The organism is Pseudomonas sp. PB101 (assembly GCF_009764265.1).
In the GTDB taxonomy this organism is placed as follows: Bacteria; Pseudomonadota; Gammaproteobacteria; order Pseudomonadales; family Pseudomonadaceae; genus Aquipseudomonas.
Genome location: NZ_RWIR01000052.1, coordinates 47,625 through 62,839 on the forward strand (window position 1 = coordinate 47,625; position 15,215 = coordinate 62,839).

The following is a 15,215-nucleotide window of genomic DNA, read 5'->3' on the forward strand; positions in this document are numbered from 1 at the left end:
ACTCCTCAGGCGTTTTCCAGTGGCCTAAGTAGTGACTGACGAGCTTCTTCAGCCGTTCCTTTTTTCTGACCTTTGATCGCGTTATTGCCAAATGACAGGACAAATGCGAAATAAATGCTAAGAACCTCTATACGGACAGGCTAAAATGCGCGCCCGGCTAACCGCTGACCCTTTTCTAACGCGCCCACAAGGTTCGCTACGTGATCGAGTTTCAAAACGTCCACAAAACCTACCGCGTCGCCGGTAAGGAAATCCCCGCCCTGCATCCGACCAGTCTGACGATTGAGAACGGGCAGGTTTACGGCTTGATTGGTCATTCCGGCGCAGGAAAAAGTACCCTGCTGCGTCTGATCAATCGCCTGGAAAACGCCAGTGGCGGCAAAATCACCGTCGACGGCGAAGAAGTCACCGCGCTCGACGCCAATGGCCTGCGCCGCTTCCGTCAGCAGGTCGGGATGATTTTCCAGCACTTCAACCTGCTGGCTTCCAAGACTGTCGCCGACAACGTCGCGCTGCCGCTGACCCTGGCCGGCGAGCTGTCGCGCAGCGATATCGATTCGCGCGTGGCCGAGTTGCTGGCACGGGTCGGATTGTCCGACCACGCGAAAAAGTACCCGGCGCAACTGTCCGGCGGGCAAAAGCAGCGTGTCGGCATTGCCCGCGCCCTGGCGACCAAGCCGAAAATCCTGCTGTGCGATGAAGCCACCAGCGCCCTCGACCCGCAGACCACCGCATCGGTCCTGCAATTGCTGGCAGAGATCAATCGCGAGCTGAAACTGACCATCGTCTTGATTACCCACGAGATGGACGTGATCCGCCGGGTCTGCGACCAGGTCGCCGTGATGGACGCCGGCGTGATCGTCGAGCAAGGCTCGGTGGCCGAGGTGTTCCTGCATCCGAAGCACCCCACCACCAAACGCTTTGTGCAGGAAGACGAGCAGATCGACGAAAGCGAACAGCGTGACGACTTCGCGCATGTGCCAGGCCGCATCGTGCGTCTGACCTTCCAGGGCGAAGCGACCTACGCGCCGTTGCTGGGTACCGTCGCCCGGGAAACCGGGGTGGACTACAGCATCCTGGCCGGTCGTATCGACCGCATCAAAGACATCCCTTACGGGCAACTGACCCTGGCCGTAACCGGTGGTGACATGGAGGCGGCGTTCGCCCGCTTCACCGCAGCCGACGTCCACATGGAGGTGCTGCGCTAATGGAAGCCCTGACAAGTTTCTTCGCCAATATCGACTGGTTCGAAATCTGGCTGGCCACCGGCGACACCCTGCTGATGCTCGGTGGTTCGCTGTTGTTTACCGTGCTGCTCGGCCTGCCGCTGGGTGTGCTGTTGTTCCTGTGCAGCCCGCGCCAGTTGCTGGAAGCCAAAGGCGTCTACGCGATGTTGTCGCTGGTGGTGAACATCCTGCGTTCGCTGCCGTTCATCATCCTGTTGATCGTGATGATCCCGTTCACCGTGTTGATCACCGGCACGTCCCTCGGTGTCGCCGGTGCGATCCCGCCGCTGGTGGTGGGTGCCACGCCGTTCTTCGCCCGCCTGGTGGAAACCGCCCTGCGTGAAGTTGATCGCGGCATCATCGAAGCCACCCAGGCCATGGGCGCGACCACGCGCCAGATCATCACCAACGCGTTGCTGCCTGAAGCCCGCCCGGGCATCTTCGCGGCGATAACGGTGACAGCCATTACACTGGTGTCCTACACGGCGATGGCCGGTGTCGTCGGTGCCGGTGGTCTGGGTGATCTGGCGATCCGCTTCGGTTACCAACGTTTCCAGACCGATGTGATGGTCGTGACGGTGGTGTTGCTGCTGGTATTGGTCCAGGTGCTGCAAACCGTCGGTGACAAACTGGTTGTGCATTTCTCCCGTAAATAAGACATGAGCCGGCCATTCGCTGGCAGGCGCCGCAAACCGGTGCCGCACAAGGAGTTAGCTGAATGAAAAAACTACTCGTGGCCTTCGCGGCAGTTGCCGCGTTCTCTGCTCACGCTGAAACCCTGACCGTCGCGGCCACCCCGGTGCCGCACGCAGAGATCCTCGAATTCGTGAAGCCGACCCTGGCCAAAGAAGGCGTGGACCTGAAGGTCAAGGTATTCACCGATTACATCCAGCCGAACGTACAGGTCGCGGAAAAACGCCTGGACGCCAACTTCTTCCAGCACCAGCCGTACCTGGATGAGTTCAACAAGGCCAAGGGCACTAACCTGATTTCCGTGGCTGGCGTGCACCTGGAGCCTCTGGGCGCTTACTCCAGCAAGTACAAGACCCTCGCTGAACTGCCTGGCGGCGCCAATGTGGTGATCCCTAACGACGCCACCAACGGCGGCCGCGCACTGTTGCTGATGGCCAAGGCCGGGCTGATCAAGTTGAAGGATTCGAACAACATCCTGTCGACCGTGAAGGACATCACCGAGAACACCAAGGATCTGAAAATCCGTGAGCTGGAAGCCGCGACCATCCCGCGTGTGCTGACCCAGGTCGACCTGGCGCTGATCAACACCAACTACGCGCTGGAAGCCAAGCTCGATCCGTCCAAGGACGCCCTGTTCATCGAAGGCAGCGACTCGCCATACGTGAACATCCTGGTGGCTCGCCCGGATGACAAGGAAAGTGAAGCAATGAAGAAGCTGGTTGCCGCCCTGCACAGCCCGGAAGTGAAAGCCTTCATTCTCGAGAAGTACAAAGGCGCGGTAGTGCCGGCGTTCTGATCGAACTGCTGCAATGAAAAAGGGGCGCATTGAATGCGCCCCTTTTTTGTGCTTGAAACATGCACCCTTGTGGGAGCGAGCCTGCTCGCGATGGAGTGTCAGTCGACACCCATGCAGCTGACACACCTTCGCGAGCAGGCTCGCTCCTACAGGTTTAGTCGCGCTTGAGCATCACCGGCAACTGCGCCACCAGCTTCACATTGTTCAACGGCGCGCGGATGAAGCCGCGCTGGGTGCCGTCCGGGCCGATCACCGCGAGGTTGCCGCTGTGATCGACGGTGTAGTTCGGCTTGCTGGTGTCTGCCGGGATGAACGGAATGCTTACCGCGTTGGAGATTTTTTCCAGCTCAGCGATCGACGCCGGGGCCAGGCCGATGAACTGCGGGTCGAAATAGCTCAGGTACTGTTTGAGCTGCTTGGGCGTATCGCGATTGGGGTCGACGCTGACCAGCACGATCTGCAGTTTATCCACAGCCTCGGGTGGCAACTCGCTCTTGATCTGTCGCAGCTGGGCGAGAGTGGTCGGGCAGACATCCGGACAGAAGGTGTAGCCGAAGAACAGCAGGCTCCACTTGCCCTTCAGCTCATTGATCATGACCGGCTGACCGTCCTGGTTGGTCATCGTCACGTCCGGCAGATTACGGCTCTGCGGCAGCAAAATGATGCCGGCGTCGATCAGCGCCGTCGGATCGCCCTGGTTTTTCCCGGACAATACCTTGTTGACGGTCAGGCCCAGGATCAGTGCGATCAGGGCGACGAGAATGAAGACGGTTTTCTGGGTTCGAGTCATAGGTTCAACAGTAAGTAGTGGTCTACGAGCAGGGCGATAAACAGCAGGAACAAGTAGTAGATAGAGTACTTGAACGTGTTGATCGCCGCGTGCGGCCGAGTGCCACGGTACAGCACCACGGCCCATTGCAGAAACCGCGCGCCCAGCCCGAGCGCGCAGACCAGATAGAGCATACCGCTCATGTGGATCACATAGGGCATCAGGCTGACGGCGAGCAGTGCAAAGGTATAAAGCAGGATATGGATCTTGGTGTAGTGCTCGCCATGGGTGACCGGCAGCATCGGGATGTCGGCCTTGGCGTATTCCTCCTTGCGATGAATTGCCAGGGCCCAGAAGTGCGGCGGGGTCCAGGCGAAGATGATCAGCACCAGCAGCAGCGGCTCGGCGCTGACGTGACCGGTGGCGGCGGTCCAGCCGAGCAATGGCGGCGCGGCACCCGCCAGACCGCCGATGACAATGTTCTGCGGGGTCGCGCGCTTGAGGAATCCGGTATAGACCACCGCATAGCCGAGCAGCGAGGCGAGGGTCAGCCACGCGGTCAGCGGGTTGGTGAACGCCAGCAGCATGGCTTGCCCGAGGGCCGCCAATACCAGCGCAAACGTCAGCGCGGCCGTCGGCGAAACCCTGCCTTCGGCGAGCGGCCGTTTGTGGGTGCGTGCCATGACCGCGTCGATGCGCCGGTCCACCACATGATTGACCGCCGCCGCGCCACCGGCACACAGGGCGATGCCCAGGTTGCCGAAGATCAGCACCGTCCACGGCACGCCAGCTCGGGTCGCGAGAAACATCCCCACCAGAGAAGTGATGAGCATCAGCACCACGACCTTGGGTTTGGTCAGTTCCAGGTAGTCTCGCCAGATCGCCTGACTGGGACGTTCGCCGATCAGAATCGCCATGGCATCTCTCCTTTTATTGTTATGGGGCCGGCTGAGTGTTTACGCGGGCTGAAGTGCCAGCGCGCTGGCTGCCTGACCCGGACCAGACTGGTGCGGGCGTGATAATTGACCAGCACCATGGTCAGCAGCAGTGCTGCGCCGCCCGCGTTATGCGCGACGGCCACCGGCAGAGGCAGATGGAACAGCACGTTGCTGATGCCCAGGGTGATTTGTGCGCCCAGAGCGACCAGCACCAAACCGGCCAGGCGCGTCATGCCGACCACCTTCAATTGCCAGGCCAGCCCGAGCAAAACCAAGGTGACCAGCAACGCGCCGATACGATGGGTCAGGTGGATGGCCGTGCGGGCGTCGCTGTCCAGTTGCCCACCGAGATAGTTCGGGCCGATGTGTTGGGTCAGGTGAAAGCCGTTGGCGAAGTCTGCCGGTGGCAGCCATTGGCCGTGACAGGTTGGAAAGTCGATGCAGGCCACGGCGGCGTAATTGGAACTGACCCAGCCACCGAGGGCGATTTGCCCGATCACCAGCAACAGCCCCGCAGTCGCCCAATGCTGTAAACGTCGCGGCACGGTCAGCGCCGGCAGTACGCCGGACAGGCGCAAGGTCAGCAGGAACAACAGACTCAAGGTGGCGAAGCCGCCAAGCAAATGCCCGGTGACCACCTGCGGCCAGAGCTTGAGCGTGACCGTCCACATGCCGAACGCGGCCTGGCCAAAGACCACCGCCAACAGAAACAACGGCAACTTCACCGGTTGTCCCGGATGACGGCGGTGCAGCCACGCACGACTGGCCAACACCGCGATCAACACTCCCAGCGTGCCGGCGAAGTAGCGGTGGATCATCTCGTTCCAGCCCTTGTGGGCTTCGACCGGAGCGTCCGGAAAGTGCAATTCGGCATGGGCCAGCTGGGCTTCGCTTTTCGGCACGCTGATGAAACCGTAGCAGCCCGGCCAGTCCGGGCAGCCGAGGCCGGCGTGGGTCAGGCGGGTGTAGGCGCCGAGCAACACCACAATCAGTGCCAGCAAGGTGGCAAACAGCGCGAGGCGAAATCCAGGTTTGGCCATGACGATGCCCTTATCCGATGTTCGACAGTTTCAGCAGGTGGCGCAGATCGTTAAGCAGGTCCTTACCCTTCACCGACGGGTCGTAGCGCAGCACCAGATTGCCGTGGGGATCGATGATCCACAGTTGCGGCGCGGCCTTGTCGCCGGTGGCCTTGCTGAAAGTGGTCAGGTCCAGTGGATAACGTTGCAGCTGTGGATATTCGCGCTGCAGCTTGGCGTCGTACTCGCTGCTCAGCGGTTGTGCGGCGGCCAGGGCATGGCTGGCGCGGGAGGCGTCGCGACCCAGGCCGATCTGGATCTGCCGCGCCAGATACACCAGTTGCTGGCAGTCCACCGCGCAATCCCTGGGCGCCGTCACCAGTATCTGCCAGCGATCCTCCTGGGCCTGCACGCCGATGTCGGCACGGGTCTGGCCATTGCCGATCAGTTCGCCGTGGTAACTGCGGCCCTCGGGCACCCAGAAATTCAGCTTGTACATGCCGGTGGCGAGGATCATCGGACCGATCACCCCGAGCAGGATCAACAGCAGTTGCAAGCGACCCTTGCGCCGGTTCGCCGACGGTTTGGCCTCAGACATGCTGGGTGGATTCATGGCCGCTCCCATGGTGTTTCTCCTTTGCGTTGTGCCAACCGAGATAGATAAAAAGACCGAACAGGGCGATCGCCATGGCGAACCACTGCACGGCATAAGCGATGTGTTTTTCCGCCCCCATGGCGACCACCGGCCAGTCGGCCTGATAGGTGGCGGGGCCGGTTTCGGCGCGCAGTTCAAAGGCATAGCCTTCGCGGTTCAGCGCTTTCCAGAGACTGGTCGGTTCAACGGCTGTAATCAGCTTCGGCCATGTCGTAGTCGTTGGGTCTGCATGCAACTGGAATGTCGCACCGGGGGAGACGTAGACCCATGCGTCGAGGCTGACTGCCTCGGCAGGGGTCTTGAATTGCACAGGCGTGCGGCGCTCCGGCCATGGCAGCCAGCCGCGATTGACCAGCAGCCAGAGCCCGCTGGCCTGATCGTGAAAGGGTTGCAACAGTTCGACGCCGACCTTGCCGTTGCGTTGACTGTTGTCCAGCAGCAGGCTGTGTTCGGCGTCGAACTGGCCGTGCAGGCGAACCCGGCGGAAGGCCGGGTCAGTGGTGTATTGCAGTTCGGTACTGGCCATCGGCTCGGCGGCCCGGCGCTCGGCGTAGGTTTGCAGCAGCGCGCTTTTCTCCGCGCCCCGGCTCAATTGCCAGAACCCCAGGAACACCAGCAGCGGCAGCAACAGCGCGACCACCAGCGTCGGCACGACACCCGGCCGAAAGCCCTTCATGGCATCGCCAGAAAGTCGGTCATCGCGATAGCTATACTCAAGTGCATCGCTTGTCCCCCCGGAGTCCCACCATGCTCAAAACAGCCATCGTCCTGATGCTGATTGCCACGGTTGTCAGCCTGTTCAGCGGCCTGTTTTTTCTGGTCAAGGACGACAGCCGTTCAAACCGCCTCGTCATTGCCTTGAGTGTGCGTGTCACTCTGGCCGCCATTACCCTGGGTCTGATCACCTGGGGTTTTTTCAGCGGCCAGCTGGTGTCTCATGCCCCCTGGTAGCTTGCTCGTGAAGGTGTGTCAGTTACCCTGACTTCGACAGATAGACCTTCGCGAGCAAGCTCGCTCCTACAGCACATAGACGAAAACAAACAAACCGATCCACACCACGTCCACGAAGTGCCAGTACCAACTCGCCGCTTCGAAACCGAACTGATGCTCGTTGTCGAAGTGCCCGCGCATGACCCGCATCAGCATCACGAACAGGATGATGGTGCCGATGGTCACGTGGGCGCCGTGAAACCCGGTAAGCATGAAGAAGGTCGCGCCGTAGATGCCCGAGCCCAGGGTCAGGCCCAGTTCGCGGTAGGCGTGCATGTATTCTTCGGCCTGGAAGGTGAGGAACGCACAGCCCAGCAGGACGGTGATCGCCAGCCACAGCTTGAGTGCGCCGCGATGGCCCTTTTTCAAGGCGTGGTGGGCGATGGTCACGGTCACGCTGGAGCTCACCAGCAACACGGTGTTGAGCAGCGGCAGACCCCAGGGGCTGATGACTTCCTTGGGCGGCGGGAACAGTTTCGAGTCAGGGTTGTTGAGCAACGGCCAGACGAATTCGAAGTTCGGCCACAGCATGTGCGCTATGCCCTTGGTGCCTTCGCCACCGAGAGCCGGCCCGGAGACGTGGCGCACATAAAACAGCGCGCCGAAAAAGGCGATGAAGAACATCACCTCCGAGAAAATGAACCAGCTCATGCCCCAGCGGAACGAGCGATCCATTTGTGCGCTGTACAAACCGCCACGACTTTCCTTGATCACCGTGCCGAACCAGCCAAACAGCATGTAGGCCAGCAGTAGCCCGCCGACGAAAAAGATCAGTGGCCCATGGGATTCCGGGCGCGCCGCTTTCAGATCGTTGAACCAGGTGCCCAGGCCGTACACCGTGATGGCCATGCCGAACGTGGCAATGATCGGCCATTTGCTCTGGGCGGGAACGTAATAATGTTCATGAGTTGCCATTTATTGTTCTCCTTATCGGGCACGCTCAACCGCCAGTGTTTACAGCTACCGGAGGATGTCGGGCGGTGATATCGAACAGCGTGTAAGACAGCGTCAGGTGCTTCACATCCTTGGGCATGTCACGGTCAACGATGAAACGTACCGGCATCTCGATCCGTTGACCGGGCTGCAGCACTTGCTGGGTAAAGCAGAAGCATTCGGTCTTGTGGAAGTACGCCGCCGCGCTGCTCGGTGCAATGCTCGGCACTGCCTGGGCACTCATCGGCTTGTCGGTGGGGTTGTGGGCGATGAAGATCATTTCGTTCACCGCCCCGGGGTTGGCCGTCAGTTCATCGTGCCTTGGATAGAAATCCCAAGGCATGTCGGCGGTGTTGGTCGACAGAAACTGCACGCGCACCTGCCGCGAGGTGTCGACCGTCTGCTCACCCTCGTACTGCCCGGCGGTCTTGCCATTGATGCCGAAGGCCTTGCACATCACGTCGTAGATCGGCACCAGCGCAAACCCGAACACAAACATTGCCCCCACCACGATCAGCAAACGCGTGACCAGTTTCTTCAACGAAATCGAATCAGCCATGATTCCAAACCTCTACGCATAACCCTGTAGGAGCGAGCTCGCTCGCGAAAAACCTGAGAGCGCCACGGGGCGTCAGGCTTCCAGCGTTATCGTTCACGACCATCGCGAGCAAGCTCGCTCCTACAGTCATTTCACTTCCGGTGGCGTGGTGAAGGTGTGATACGGCGCCGGCGACGGGATGCTCCACTCCAGGCCTTCAGCCCCATCCCACGGTTTGGCCGGTGCCGGCGGGCCGCCGCGAATGGTCTTGATCACGATGAACAGGAAGAAGATCTGCGTGGCGCCGAACATGAATGCGCCAATCGACGACACCATGTTGAAGTCGGCGAATTGCAGGTTGTAGTCCGGAATCCGCCGGGGCATGCCCGCCAGTCCCACGAAGTGCATCGGAAAGAAGGCCATGTTCATGCCGATGAACGACAGCCAGAAATGCAGCTTGCCGAGGGTTTCGTCGTACATGTGGCCGGTCCATTTCGGCATCCAGTAATAGGCCGAGGCGAAGATCCCGAAGATCGCCCCCGGCACCAGCACATAGTGGAAGTGCGCGACCACGAAGTAAGTGTCCTGGTACTGGAAGTCCGCCGGGGCGATGGCCAGCATCAACCCGGAGAAACCGCCGATGGAGAACAGGATCACGAACGCCACGGCAAACAGCATCGGCGTCTCGAACGTCAGCGAGCCTTGCCACATGGTGCTGGCCCAGTTGAACACCTTCACCCCCGTCGGCACAGCGATCAGCAGCGTGGCGTACATGAAGAACAGCTCGCCCACCAGCGGAATGCCGACCACGAACATGTGGTGCGCCCAGACGATGAACGACAGGAACGCGATGCTCGCCGTGGCGTAGACCATCGAGGTGTAGCCGAACAGCGGCTTGCGCGAGAAGGTCGGGATGATCGAACTGACAGCGCCGAACGCCGGCAGGATCATGATGTACACCTCGGGGTGACCGAAGAACCAGAACACGTGCTGGAACAGCACCGGGTCACCACCACCGGCGGCACTGAAGAAACTGGTGCCGAAGTGGATGTCCATCAGCATCATCGTCACGCAACCCGCCAGTACCGGCATCACCGCGATCAGCAGGAACGCGGTGATCAGCCAGGTCCAGACGAACAGCGGCATTTTCATCAGCGTCATGCCGGGGGCGCGCAGGTTGAGGATGGTGGCGATCACGTTGATCGCCCCCATGATCGAACTGATCCCCATCAAGTGAATGGCGAAGATAAAGAAGGTCACGCTTTCCGGTGCATAGGTCGTCGACAGCGGCGCGTAGAACGTCCAGCCGAAATTCGGCCCGCCACCGGGGGTGAACAGGGTCGACACCAACAACAGGAACGCTGCCGGCAGCAGCCAGAAGCTGAAGTTGTTCATCCGCGGCAGGGCCATGTCCGGCGCGCCGATCATCAGCGGGATCATCCAGTTGGCAAGGCCGACGAAGGCCGGCATTACCGCACCGAAGACCATCACCAGACCGTGCATGGTGGTCATCTGGTTGAAGAATGCCGGCTCGACGATTTGCAGCCCCGGCTGGAACAGCTCGGCGCGAATCACCATCGCGAACGAGCCACCCAGCAGGAACATGGAGAATGCAAACCACAGGTACAGCGTACCGATGTCCTTGTGGTTGGTGGTCAGTACCCAGCGCATCAGGCCTTTTGCGGGGCCGTGGGCGTGGTCGGCATGACCATGGTCATCGATGACGGCGCTCATGGTTTGTCTCCTGCAAGCAGATGGGCTGGGCTGGTCGGGGCACGTTGTCCCGACCGGTTCCGTACGTGCGCAATAGACCGGGTCATTTGCTTTCCGCCTGTTTCAGCTCCAGCACTTCTTTAGGCGTGACCATGTCGCCCTTGTTGTTGCCCCAGGCATTACGTTCATAGGTCACGACCGCCGCGATGTCGACTTCCGAGAGTTGCTTGCCGAACGCCGCCATTGCAGTACCCGGCTTGCCGTGGAAGACAATGCTCAGGTGAGCGTCTTTCGGCCCGGTAGCGATCTTCGAACCCTTGAGCGCCGGGAACATCGGCGGCAGACCCTGGCCCTCGGCCTGGTGACAGGCCACACAGGTGGTGTGGTAGATCTTGTCACCGCGCTCCTTGAGCTCGTCGAGCGTCCATTCCTTGCTGGTCAGCTCCTTGAGCTGCGCGGCCTCGGCCTTGCGATCGGCCAGCCATTTTTCGTAATCGGCCTTTTCCTTGACCTCGACCACGGTCGGCATGAAGCCGTGGTCCTTGCCGCACAACTCGGCGCACTGGCCACGGTAGATGCCGGGTTTGTCGACGCGGGTCCAGGCTTCGTTGACGAACCCGGGAATCGCGTCGCGCTTGACCGCGAAAGCCGGCACCCACCAGGAGTGGATCACGTCGGCGGAAGTCACCAGGAAGCGCACCTTGGCGCCGACCGGCAGCACCAGGGGCTTGTCGACCTCGAGCAGGTAGTGCTCGCCCTTGGCTTCCTTGTTGTGGATCTGGTCTTGAGGAGTGGTCAGGTTGCTGAAGAACTCGACGTCCTGGCCCAGGTACTTGTAGTGCCACTTCCACTGGTAGCCGGTGACCTGGATATCGATTTCCGGCTCACTGGCGTCGTACATCTTGATCAGGGTCGCGGTAGCGGGAACCGCCATGGCCACCAGAATCAGGAAGGGCACGATGGTCCAGAGGATTTCGACGGTGGTGCTTTCATGAAATTTGGCGGCCACCTGCCCGGTCGAGCGGCGGTGGAGAATCATCGACCAGAACATGGCACCAAAAACGATGATGCCGATCACCACACAGATCCAGAAAATGGTCATGTGCAGGTCGAATACTGCGTGACTGATTTCAGTCGCTCCAGGCGCCATATTCACAGTCCAGGCCGCTTGCGCCTGACTGAAAATCGACCACAACAGGAGGCCCATCCAGACATGTGGATGTCGCATCATTGCGGGTTCCCCTTATCGTTCTTGTTATCCCGCCGGCTTTCACCTGCGGCAAGGGAGCGGCTGCATCAGACTACGAACTTGAGCACCGGGCCTTGCTGCATATGCAGTCGGGCGTCATCAGCTAACTCCATTCCACCCCGAGTATAGACAGCACCTCCGACCTCGCAACGCGAAGGCGTAAATCATCTGAAACAGCATTAACTTGCATTGCCGGGCACGAATGGAGAAGGATGCAGACGAGTGGTGGCAAATCGATATAACGGGTGCGTCTCAAGGATGAAATAATTATGACAAATGCGTCTTAGCATTTTTCGTAAGCCAGCTAAGTTATGTCTTCCCTATTTCATTGCCTTGTTTCCTGGAGTTTTCATGAACACCGCCGCATTGCGCGAGCAGATCGAAAAAGCCCAACAGCACGAAAAAGAAACCGGCCTGCTGACGCGTCAGCTGGAAAGCAAACTGCCTCATCTACACCCGGCCATCCAATTGCCGGAAGCGGACGCCAATAGCGTACTGACGCGATTTGTCGCCGCCTACATCGAAGAAGTGCCCGACCTGCTGGATGCAGCCAATGAAGTCGCCAGGGAAGCGGGCATTGAGTCACAGATCAAACCGGTGCTGAAAATCGCCGAGCAGTACTTCCTCCAGCCGCCAGCCATCATGGCCGGTCATGTCGGGCTCGATAGCCTGCTGGATGAAGCCTACCTTGCGCACCGGTTTGTCGAAGAGGTCAACGACCTGTACATCAAGCATTTCGGCCAGCCACTGATCCCCCTGGACATGACTGTCGCCAACCTGATTGCTCACCAATTGATCGGTGAGTCGTTCGCCAACCAACTGGACGAAGTGGTGCACCACGCCATCGACGAAATGCTCAACGACGAAAGCTTCGCGCTGGAATCGGTGGAAGCCTACCGCGAGAAGCTCAACAGCCCGGACACCGGTGCCGCGTGGAAACGCTGGCCGTGCATGTCCCGGCGCTTGGGCGTAGGCCTGGAACTGGATCAGCCGGCGGCTTGATCCATCGGTAAACACAATCTCCTTGTAGGAGCGAGCTTGCTCGCGATGAGGCCATGTCATTCAACATCAAGGTTGACTGATCCACCGCCATCGCGAGCAAGCTCGCTCCCACACTGGAGTCTCAGCCAGCCGCGCCTATGCCGGTATTCGTCCGCACCCGTCCCTCGAGCCTGCGCTTCAACCCCCGCGACTCAATCAACAGCCTCGAACCCTTGGCCGCATTCGCCCGTCCCCAGTCCTCCAGCAGTTCCAGGCACGAGTGATCGATGTAGCTCAGATTGTTGAGTGGCACATGCACCGTCGTGCCCGGCGCAATGCTGCCCAACACCCGGGTCAGCGCCGGCACCTTGAGGAAAGTCGCCGCGCCCGCCAGGCGCAATTCCATCTGCCCTTCCTGAGGCAGGTCGATCAGGCTGATTTTCAAACGCGAGGCTTTCAGCGCCAGCTTCACCAGCGTCAGGCCGAAGCCAACCAGCACGCCCGTCAGCAAATCCGTGAAAACGATGGCCAGCGCGGTTGCCGCGTAAGTGAACATCGGCGCCCGACCATACCGGCCCAAACCACGAAAGACCTTGAGATCCACCAGTTTGAAGCCGGTGTACACCAGTACGCCCGCCAGGCTCGCCACCGGAATGCTCTGCAACACGCTGGACAGCAACAGCACGAACGCCAGCAGCCACAGGCCGTGAAAAATGGTGGAAAACCGCGTAGTTGCTCCGGCCTGAACATTCGCCGAACTGCGCACGATAACGCCCGTCATCGGCAACGCCCCAAGCAGGCCACACAACATATTGCCGATACCCTGGGCTGACAGCTCCCGGTCGAAGTCCGATCGCTGACCGCTGTGCATGCGATCAACCGCCGCGGCCGAGAGCAGGGTTTCGGCGCTGGCGATGAAGGCCACGGCAAACGCAGCGATCAGCAAGGTCGGATCCGCCAGGTTGAGCAGGTCCATCGGCTTCAACCAGTCGATGGCCTCCGTCAGGTTGGCCGGTACCTCAACCCGTTTGACCTGCAACGCCAGCACCAGGCTGGCAAGCGTGGCCAGGCCGACGCCAAGGAGCGCTCCGGGAATGAAGCGCAGGGATCGCGGACGAAATTTTTCCCACAGCCACATGACAGCGATCGTCGACAAACCAAGCAAACCGGCTTGCCAGCCAAACGTAGGCAGCGCCTGGGTCAGCGCCGCCGGGAAGGCTGCCAGATTATCGAGACCCGAGGGTTTGGGCACGGCATCCAGCATCACATGCACCTGAGACAAAACGATCAGCACGCCAATCCCGGCCAGCATGCCGTACACCACCGCAGGCGCCGTCACCCGAAACCAGCATCCCAGCTTCAATCGACCCGCCACCAGTTGCAGCAACCCGGCCAGCAACAGAATGGGCCCGAGCATGGCAATACCGTGTTGGCGCACCAATTCAAACACCAGAACGGCCAGACCCGCCGCCGGGCCACTGACTTGCAATGGCGAGCCGGCCAACCAGCCGACCACCAGCCCCCCGATGATGCCGGTGATCAAACCTTTGGCCGGCGGCAGCCCCGAGGCAATCGCGATGCCCATGCACAAGGGCAGGGCGACCAGAAACACAACCACCGAAGCCAGCAGCTCCCGTGGCAGAACAGCTTTGAGTCGAGCAGCACGCATGGTGAGTCTCCCGAAGTTTTCTTCAGGCATGGCAAAGCCAGGCTGCCTGAACGGCAGCCACGGCTAAACCACACAACGATTTTGGAGGATTCAGAAGCGCGCTTTGGGCGTCGCCACAGGAATTGGCAGGCTGCCATCAAGCGGCAGGAAACTGCCTTGATCGGCGTCGTACGCTTTGATTTCGCTGGTTTCGATGTTGTAGACCCAGCCGTGGATAAACAACTGACCGTTGGCCATGCGCGAGGCCACCGACGGATGGGTGCGCAGATGCTGCAACTGGGCGATCACATTCTCTTCGGTGAGGATGTGCATGCTTTCGCTTTCGTTAGAGCAGTTGCAGTTCTCCTGCACCATGGTCTTGGCCACTTCGGCGTGACGCAGCCACGCTTTGACCGTGGGCATTTTTTCCAGACTGTCCGGGTTGAGCACCGCGCGCATGGCGCCGCAGTCGGAATGCCCGCAAATGATGATGTGATGCACACCCAGAGCCAGTACGGCGTACTCGATGGCCGTGGATACGCCCCCGTTCATTTGCCCGTAAGGCGGTACGACGTTACCGACGTTGCGGGTCACGAACAGATCGCCAGGGGAGCTTTGAGTGATTAATTCAGGAACGATGCGCGAATCGGCGCAGGCAATGAACATCGCGCGTGGCCGCTGGGCCGTGGCGAGTTTCTTGAAGAGCTCTTCCTGCTGGGGAAATATCTCATGATGAAAATGCAAAAAACCGTCAACGATATGCTGCAACGCCGCATCGGCGGATTCGGCCTCGGGTTGGGCTGAAGCCGACGCAGCCAACGGCTGTTTATCCTTGTCACTCATGAATTCATCCTCATTGGCGGGCTCGCAAAGTCGTCCCGTGGGGTCCGGTGTGGAGCCAGTGGCTGGTTAAAAAACATCCGGGCCAAACATCTCGACCAGTCAGTCACTCGATGAACAAGGTAGCGGCCGAATCTTAATTGAAACTGAATAAAACGCTCTAGAACGCGTGTTCCAGGTCACAAAAAACGTGACCACCCTAAAGCTCGAGGGCGCTCCTCAGTACT

At 60.2% G+C, this 15,215-nt stretch carries 16 protein-coding genes and 1 pseudogene; 5 read left to right on the plus strand and 12 right to left on the minus strand.

Annotated features, from left to right (window positions below):
- Positions 1–200 precede the first annotated feature (200 nt).
- The 3 genes from EI969_RS15305 to EI969_RS15315 all read left to right on the plus strand — a co-directional run bounded on the left by EI969_RS15305 (position 201) and on the right by EI969_RS15315 (position 2,715).
- A complete protein-coding gene (locus EI969_RS15305; RefSeq protein WP_160388526.1) occupies positions 201–1,208 on the plus strand; it encodes a methionine ABC transporter ATP-binding protein in 1,008 nt (335 codons plus the stop codon).
- On the plus strand, positions 1,208–1,882 hold the full coding sequence (locus tag EI969_RS15310; protein WP_008002212.1) for a methionine ABC transporter permease: 675 nt from the start codon (positions 1,208–1,210) through the stop codon (positions 1,880–1,882). Before EI969_RS15305 ends, EI969_RS15310 begins: the two co-directional genes overlap by 1 nt.
- A gap of 62 nt (positions 1,883–1,944) precedes the next feature.
- Positions 1,945–2,715 (plus strand): MetQ/NlpA family ABC transporter substrate-binding protein, encoded by a 771-nt coding sequence (locus EI969_RS15315; protein ID WP_160388527.1) that lies wholly within the window; start codon positions 1,945–1,947, stop codon positions 2,713–2,715.
- A 154-nt stretch (positions 2,716–2,869) separates the two neighbouring features.
- Here EI969_RS15315 and EI969_RS15320 read toward each other — a convergent pair whose 3' ends face one another.
- The 5 genes from EI969_RS15320 to EI969_RS15340 are packed head-to-tail and all read right to left on the minus strand — an operon-like array spanning position 2,870 to position 6,772.
- A complete protein-coding gene (locus tag EI969_RS15320; protein WP_160388528.1) occupies positions 2,870–3,505 on the minus strand; it encodes an SCO family protein in 636 nt (211 codons plus the stop codon).
- Positions 3,502–4,401, minus strand: coding sequence for a heme o synthase (gene cyoE / locus EI969_RS15325; RefSeq protein ID WP_160388529.1), 900 nt, complete (start codon positions 4,399–4,401; stop codon positions 3,502–3,504). The genes EI969_RS15320 and cyoE overlap by 4 nt, the downstream gene beginning before the upstream one ends.
- Positions 4,389–5,462, minus strand: a complete 1,074-nt coding sequence (locus EI969_RS15330) for a heme A synthase (protein WP_160388530.1) — start codon at positions 5,460–5,462, stop codon at positions 4,389–4,391. The genes cyoE and EI969_RS15330 overlap by 13 nt, the downstream gene beginning before the upstream one ends.
- Before the next feature lie 10 nt (positions 5,463–5,472).
- The gene (locus EI969_RS15335) at positions 5,473–6,066 is read right to left on the minus strand and encodes a hypothetical protein (RefSeq protein ID WP_160388531.1); all 594 of its coding nucleotides are present in this window, start codon (positions 6,064–6,066) and stop codon (positions 5,473–5,475) included.
- Positions 6,032–6,772, minus strand: a complete 741-nt coding sequence (locus EI969_RS15340; protein WP_160388532.1) for an SURF1 family protein — start codon at positions 6,770–6,772, stop codon at positions 6,032–6,034. Before EI969_RS15340 ends, EI969_RS15335 begins: the two co-directional genes overlap by 35 nt.
- A 71-nt stretch (positions 6,773–6,843) precedes the next feature.
- Here EI969_RS15340 and EI969_RS15345 point away from each other — a divergent pair, with 71 nt between their 5' ends.
- The gene (locus EI969_RS15345) at positions 6,844–7,047 is read left to right on the plus strand and encodes a twin transmembrane helix small protein (RefSeq protein WP_160388533.1); all 204 of its coding nucleotides are present in this window, start codon (positions 6,844–6,846) and stop codon (positions 7,045–7,047) included.
- A gap of 66 nt (positions 7,048–7,113) precedes the next feature.
- Here EI969_RS15345 and EI969_RS15350 read toward each other — a convergent pair whose 3' ends face one another.
- The 5 genes and pseudogenes from EI969_RS15350 to coxB all read right to left on the minus strand — a co-directional run bounded on the left by EI969_RS15350 (position 7,114) and on the right by coxB (position 11,501).
- Positions 7,114–8,001: a cytochrome c oxidase subunit 3 gene (locus EI969_RS15350; protein WP_160388534.1), complete on the minus strand. Its 888-nt coding sequence runs from the start codon at positions 7,999–8,001 to the stop codon at positions 7,114–7,116.
- 25 nt (positions 8,002–8,026) lie between these two features.
- Complete coding sequence (locus EI969_RS15355; protein WP_160388535.1) at positions 8,027–8,578, minus strand: cytochrome c oxidase assembly protein; 552 nt, start codon at positions 8,576–8,578, stop codon at positions 8,027–8,029.
- A gap of 13 nt (positions 8,579–8,591) precedes the next feature.
- Positions 8,592–8,708, minus strand: a pseudogene (locus tag EI969_RS30575) (outer membrane lipoprotein carrier protein LolA); the annotation flags it as partial.
- Positions 8,705–10,291, minus strand: coding sequence for a cytochrome c oxidase subunit I (ctaD, locus tag EI969_RS15360; protein ID WP_160388536.1), 1,587 nt, complete (start codon positions 10,289–10,291; stop codon positions 8,705–8,707). The pseudogene EI969_RS30575 and the gene ctaD, both read right to left, overlap by 4 nt.
- An 82-nt stretch (positions 10,292–10,373) precedes the next feature.
- A complete protein-coding gene (coxB, locus tag EI969_RS15365; protein WP_160388537.1) occupies positions 10,374–11,501 on the minus strand; it encodes a cytochrome c oxidase subunit II in 1,128 nt (375 codons plus the stop codon).
- A 369-nt stretch (positions 11,502–11,870) separates the two neighbouring features.
- Between coxB and EI969_RS15370 the strand changes: the two genes are divergently transcribed.
- On the plus strand, positions 11,871–12,521 hold the full coding sequence (locus EI969_RS15370) for a hypothetical protein (RefSeq protein WP_160388538.1): 651 nt from the start codon (positions 11,871–11,873) through the stop codon (positions 12,519–12,521).
- A 121-nt stretch (positions 12,522–12,642) separates the two neighbouring features.
- Here EI969_RS15370 and EI969_RS15375 read toward each other — a convergent pair whose 3' ends face one another.
- Both EI969_RS15375 and EI969_RS15380 read right to left on the minus strand, forming a co-directional pair.
- Complete coding sequence (locus tag EI969_RS15375) at positions 12,643–14,169, minus strand: SulP family inorganic anion transporter (protein WP_160388539.1); 1,527 nt, start codon at positions 14,167–14,169, stop codon at positions 12,643–12,645.
- A 90-nt stretch (positions 14,170–14,259) separates the two neighbouring features.
- Complete coding sequence (locus EI969_RS15380; protein ID WP_160388540.1) at positions 14,260–14,991, minus strand: carbonic anhydrase; 732 nt, start codon at positions 14,989–14,991, stop codon at positions 14,260–14,262.
- Between the last annotated feature and the right edge of the window lie 224 nt (positions 14,992–15,215).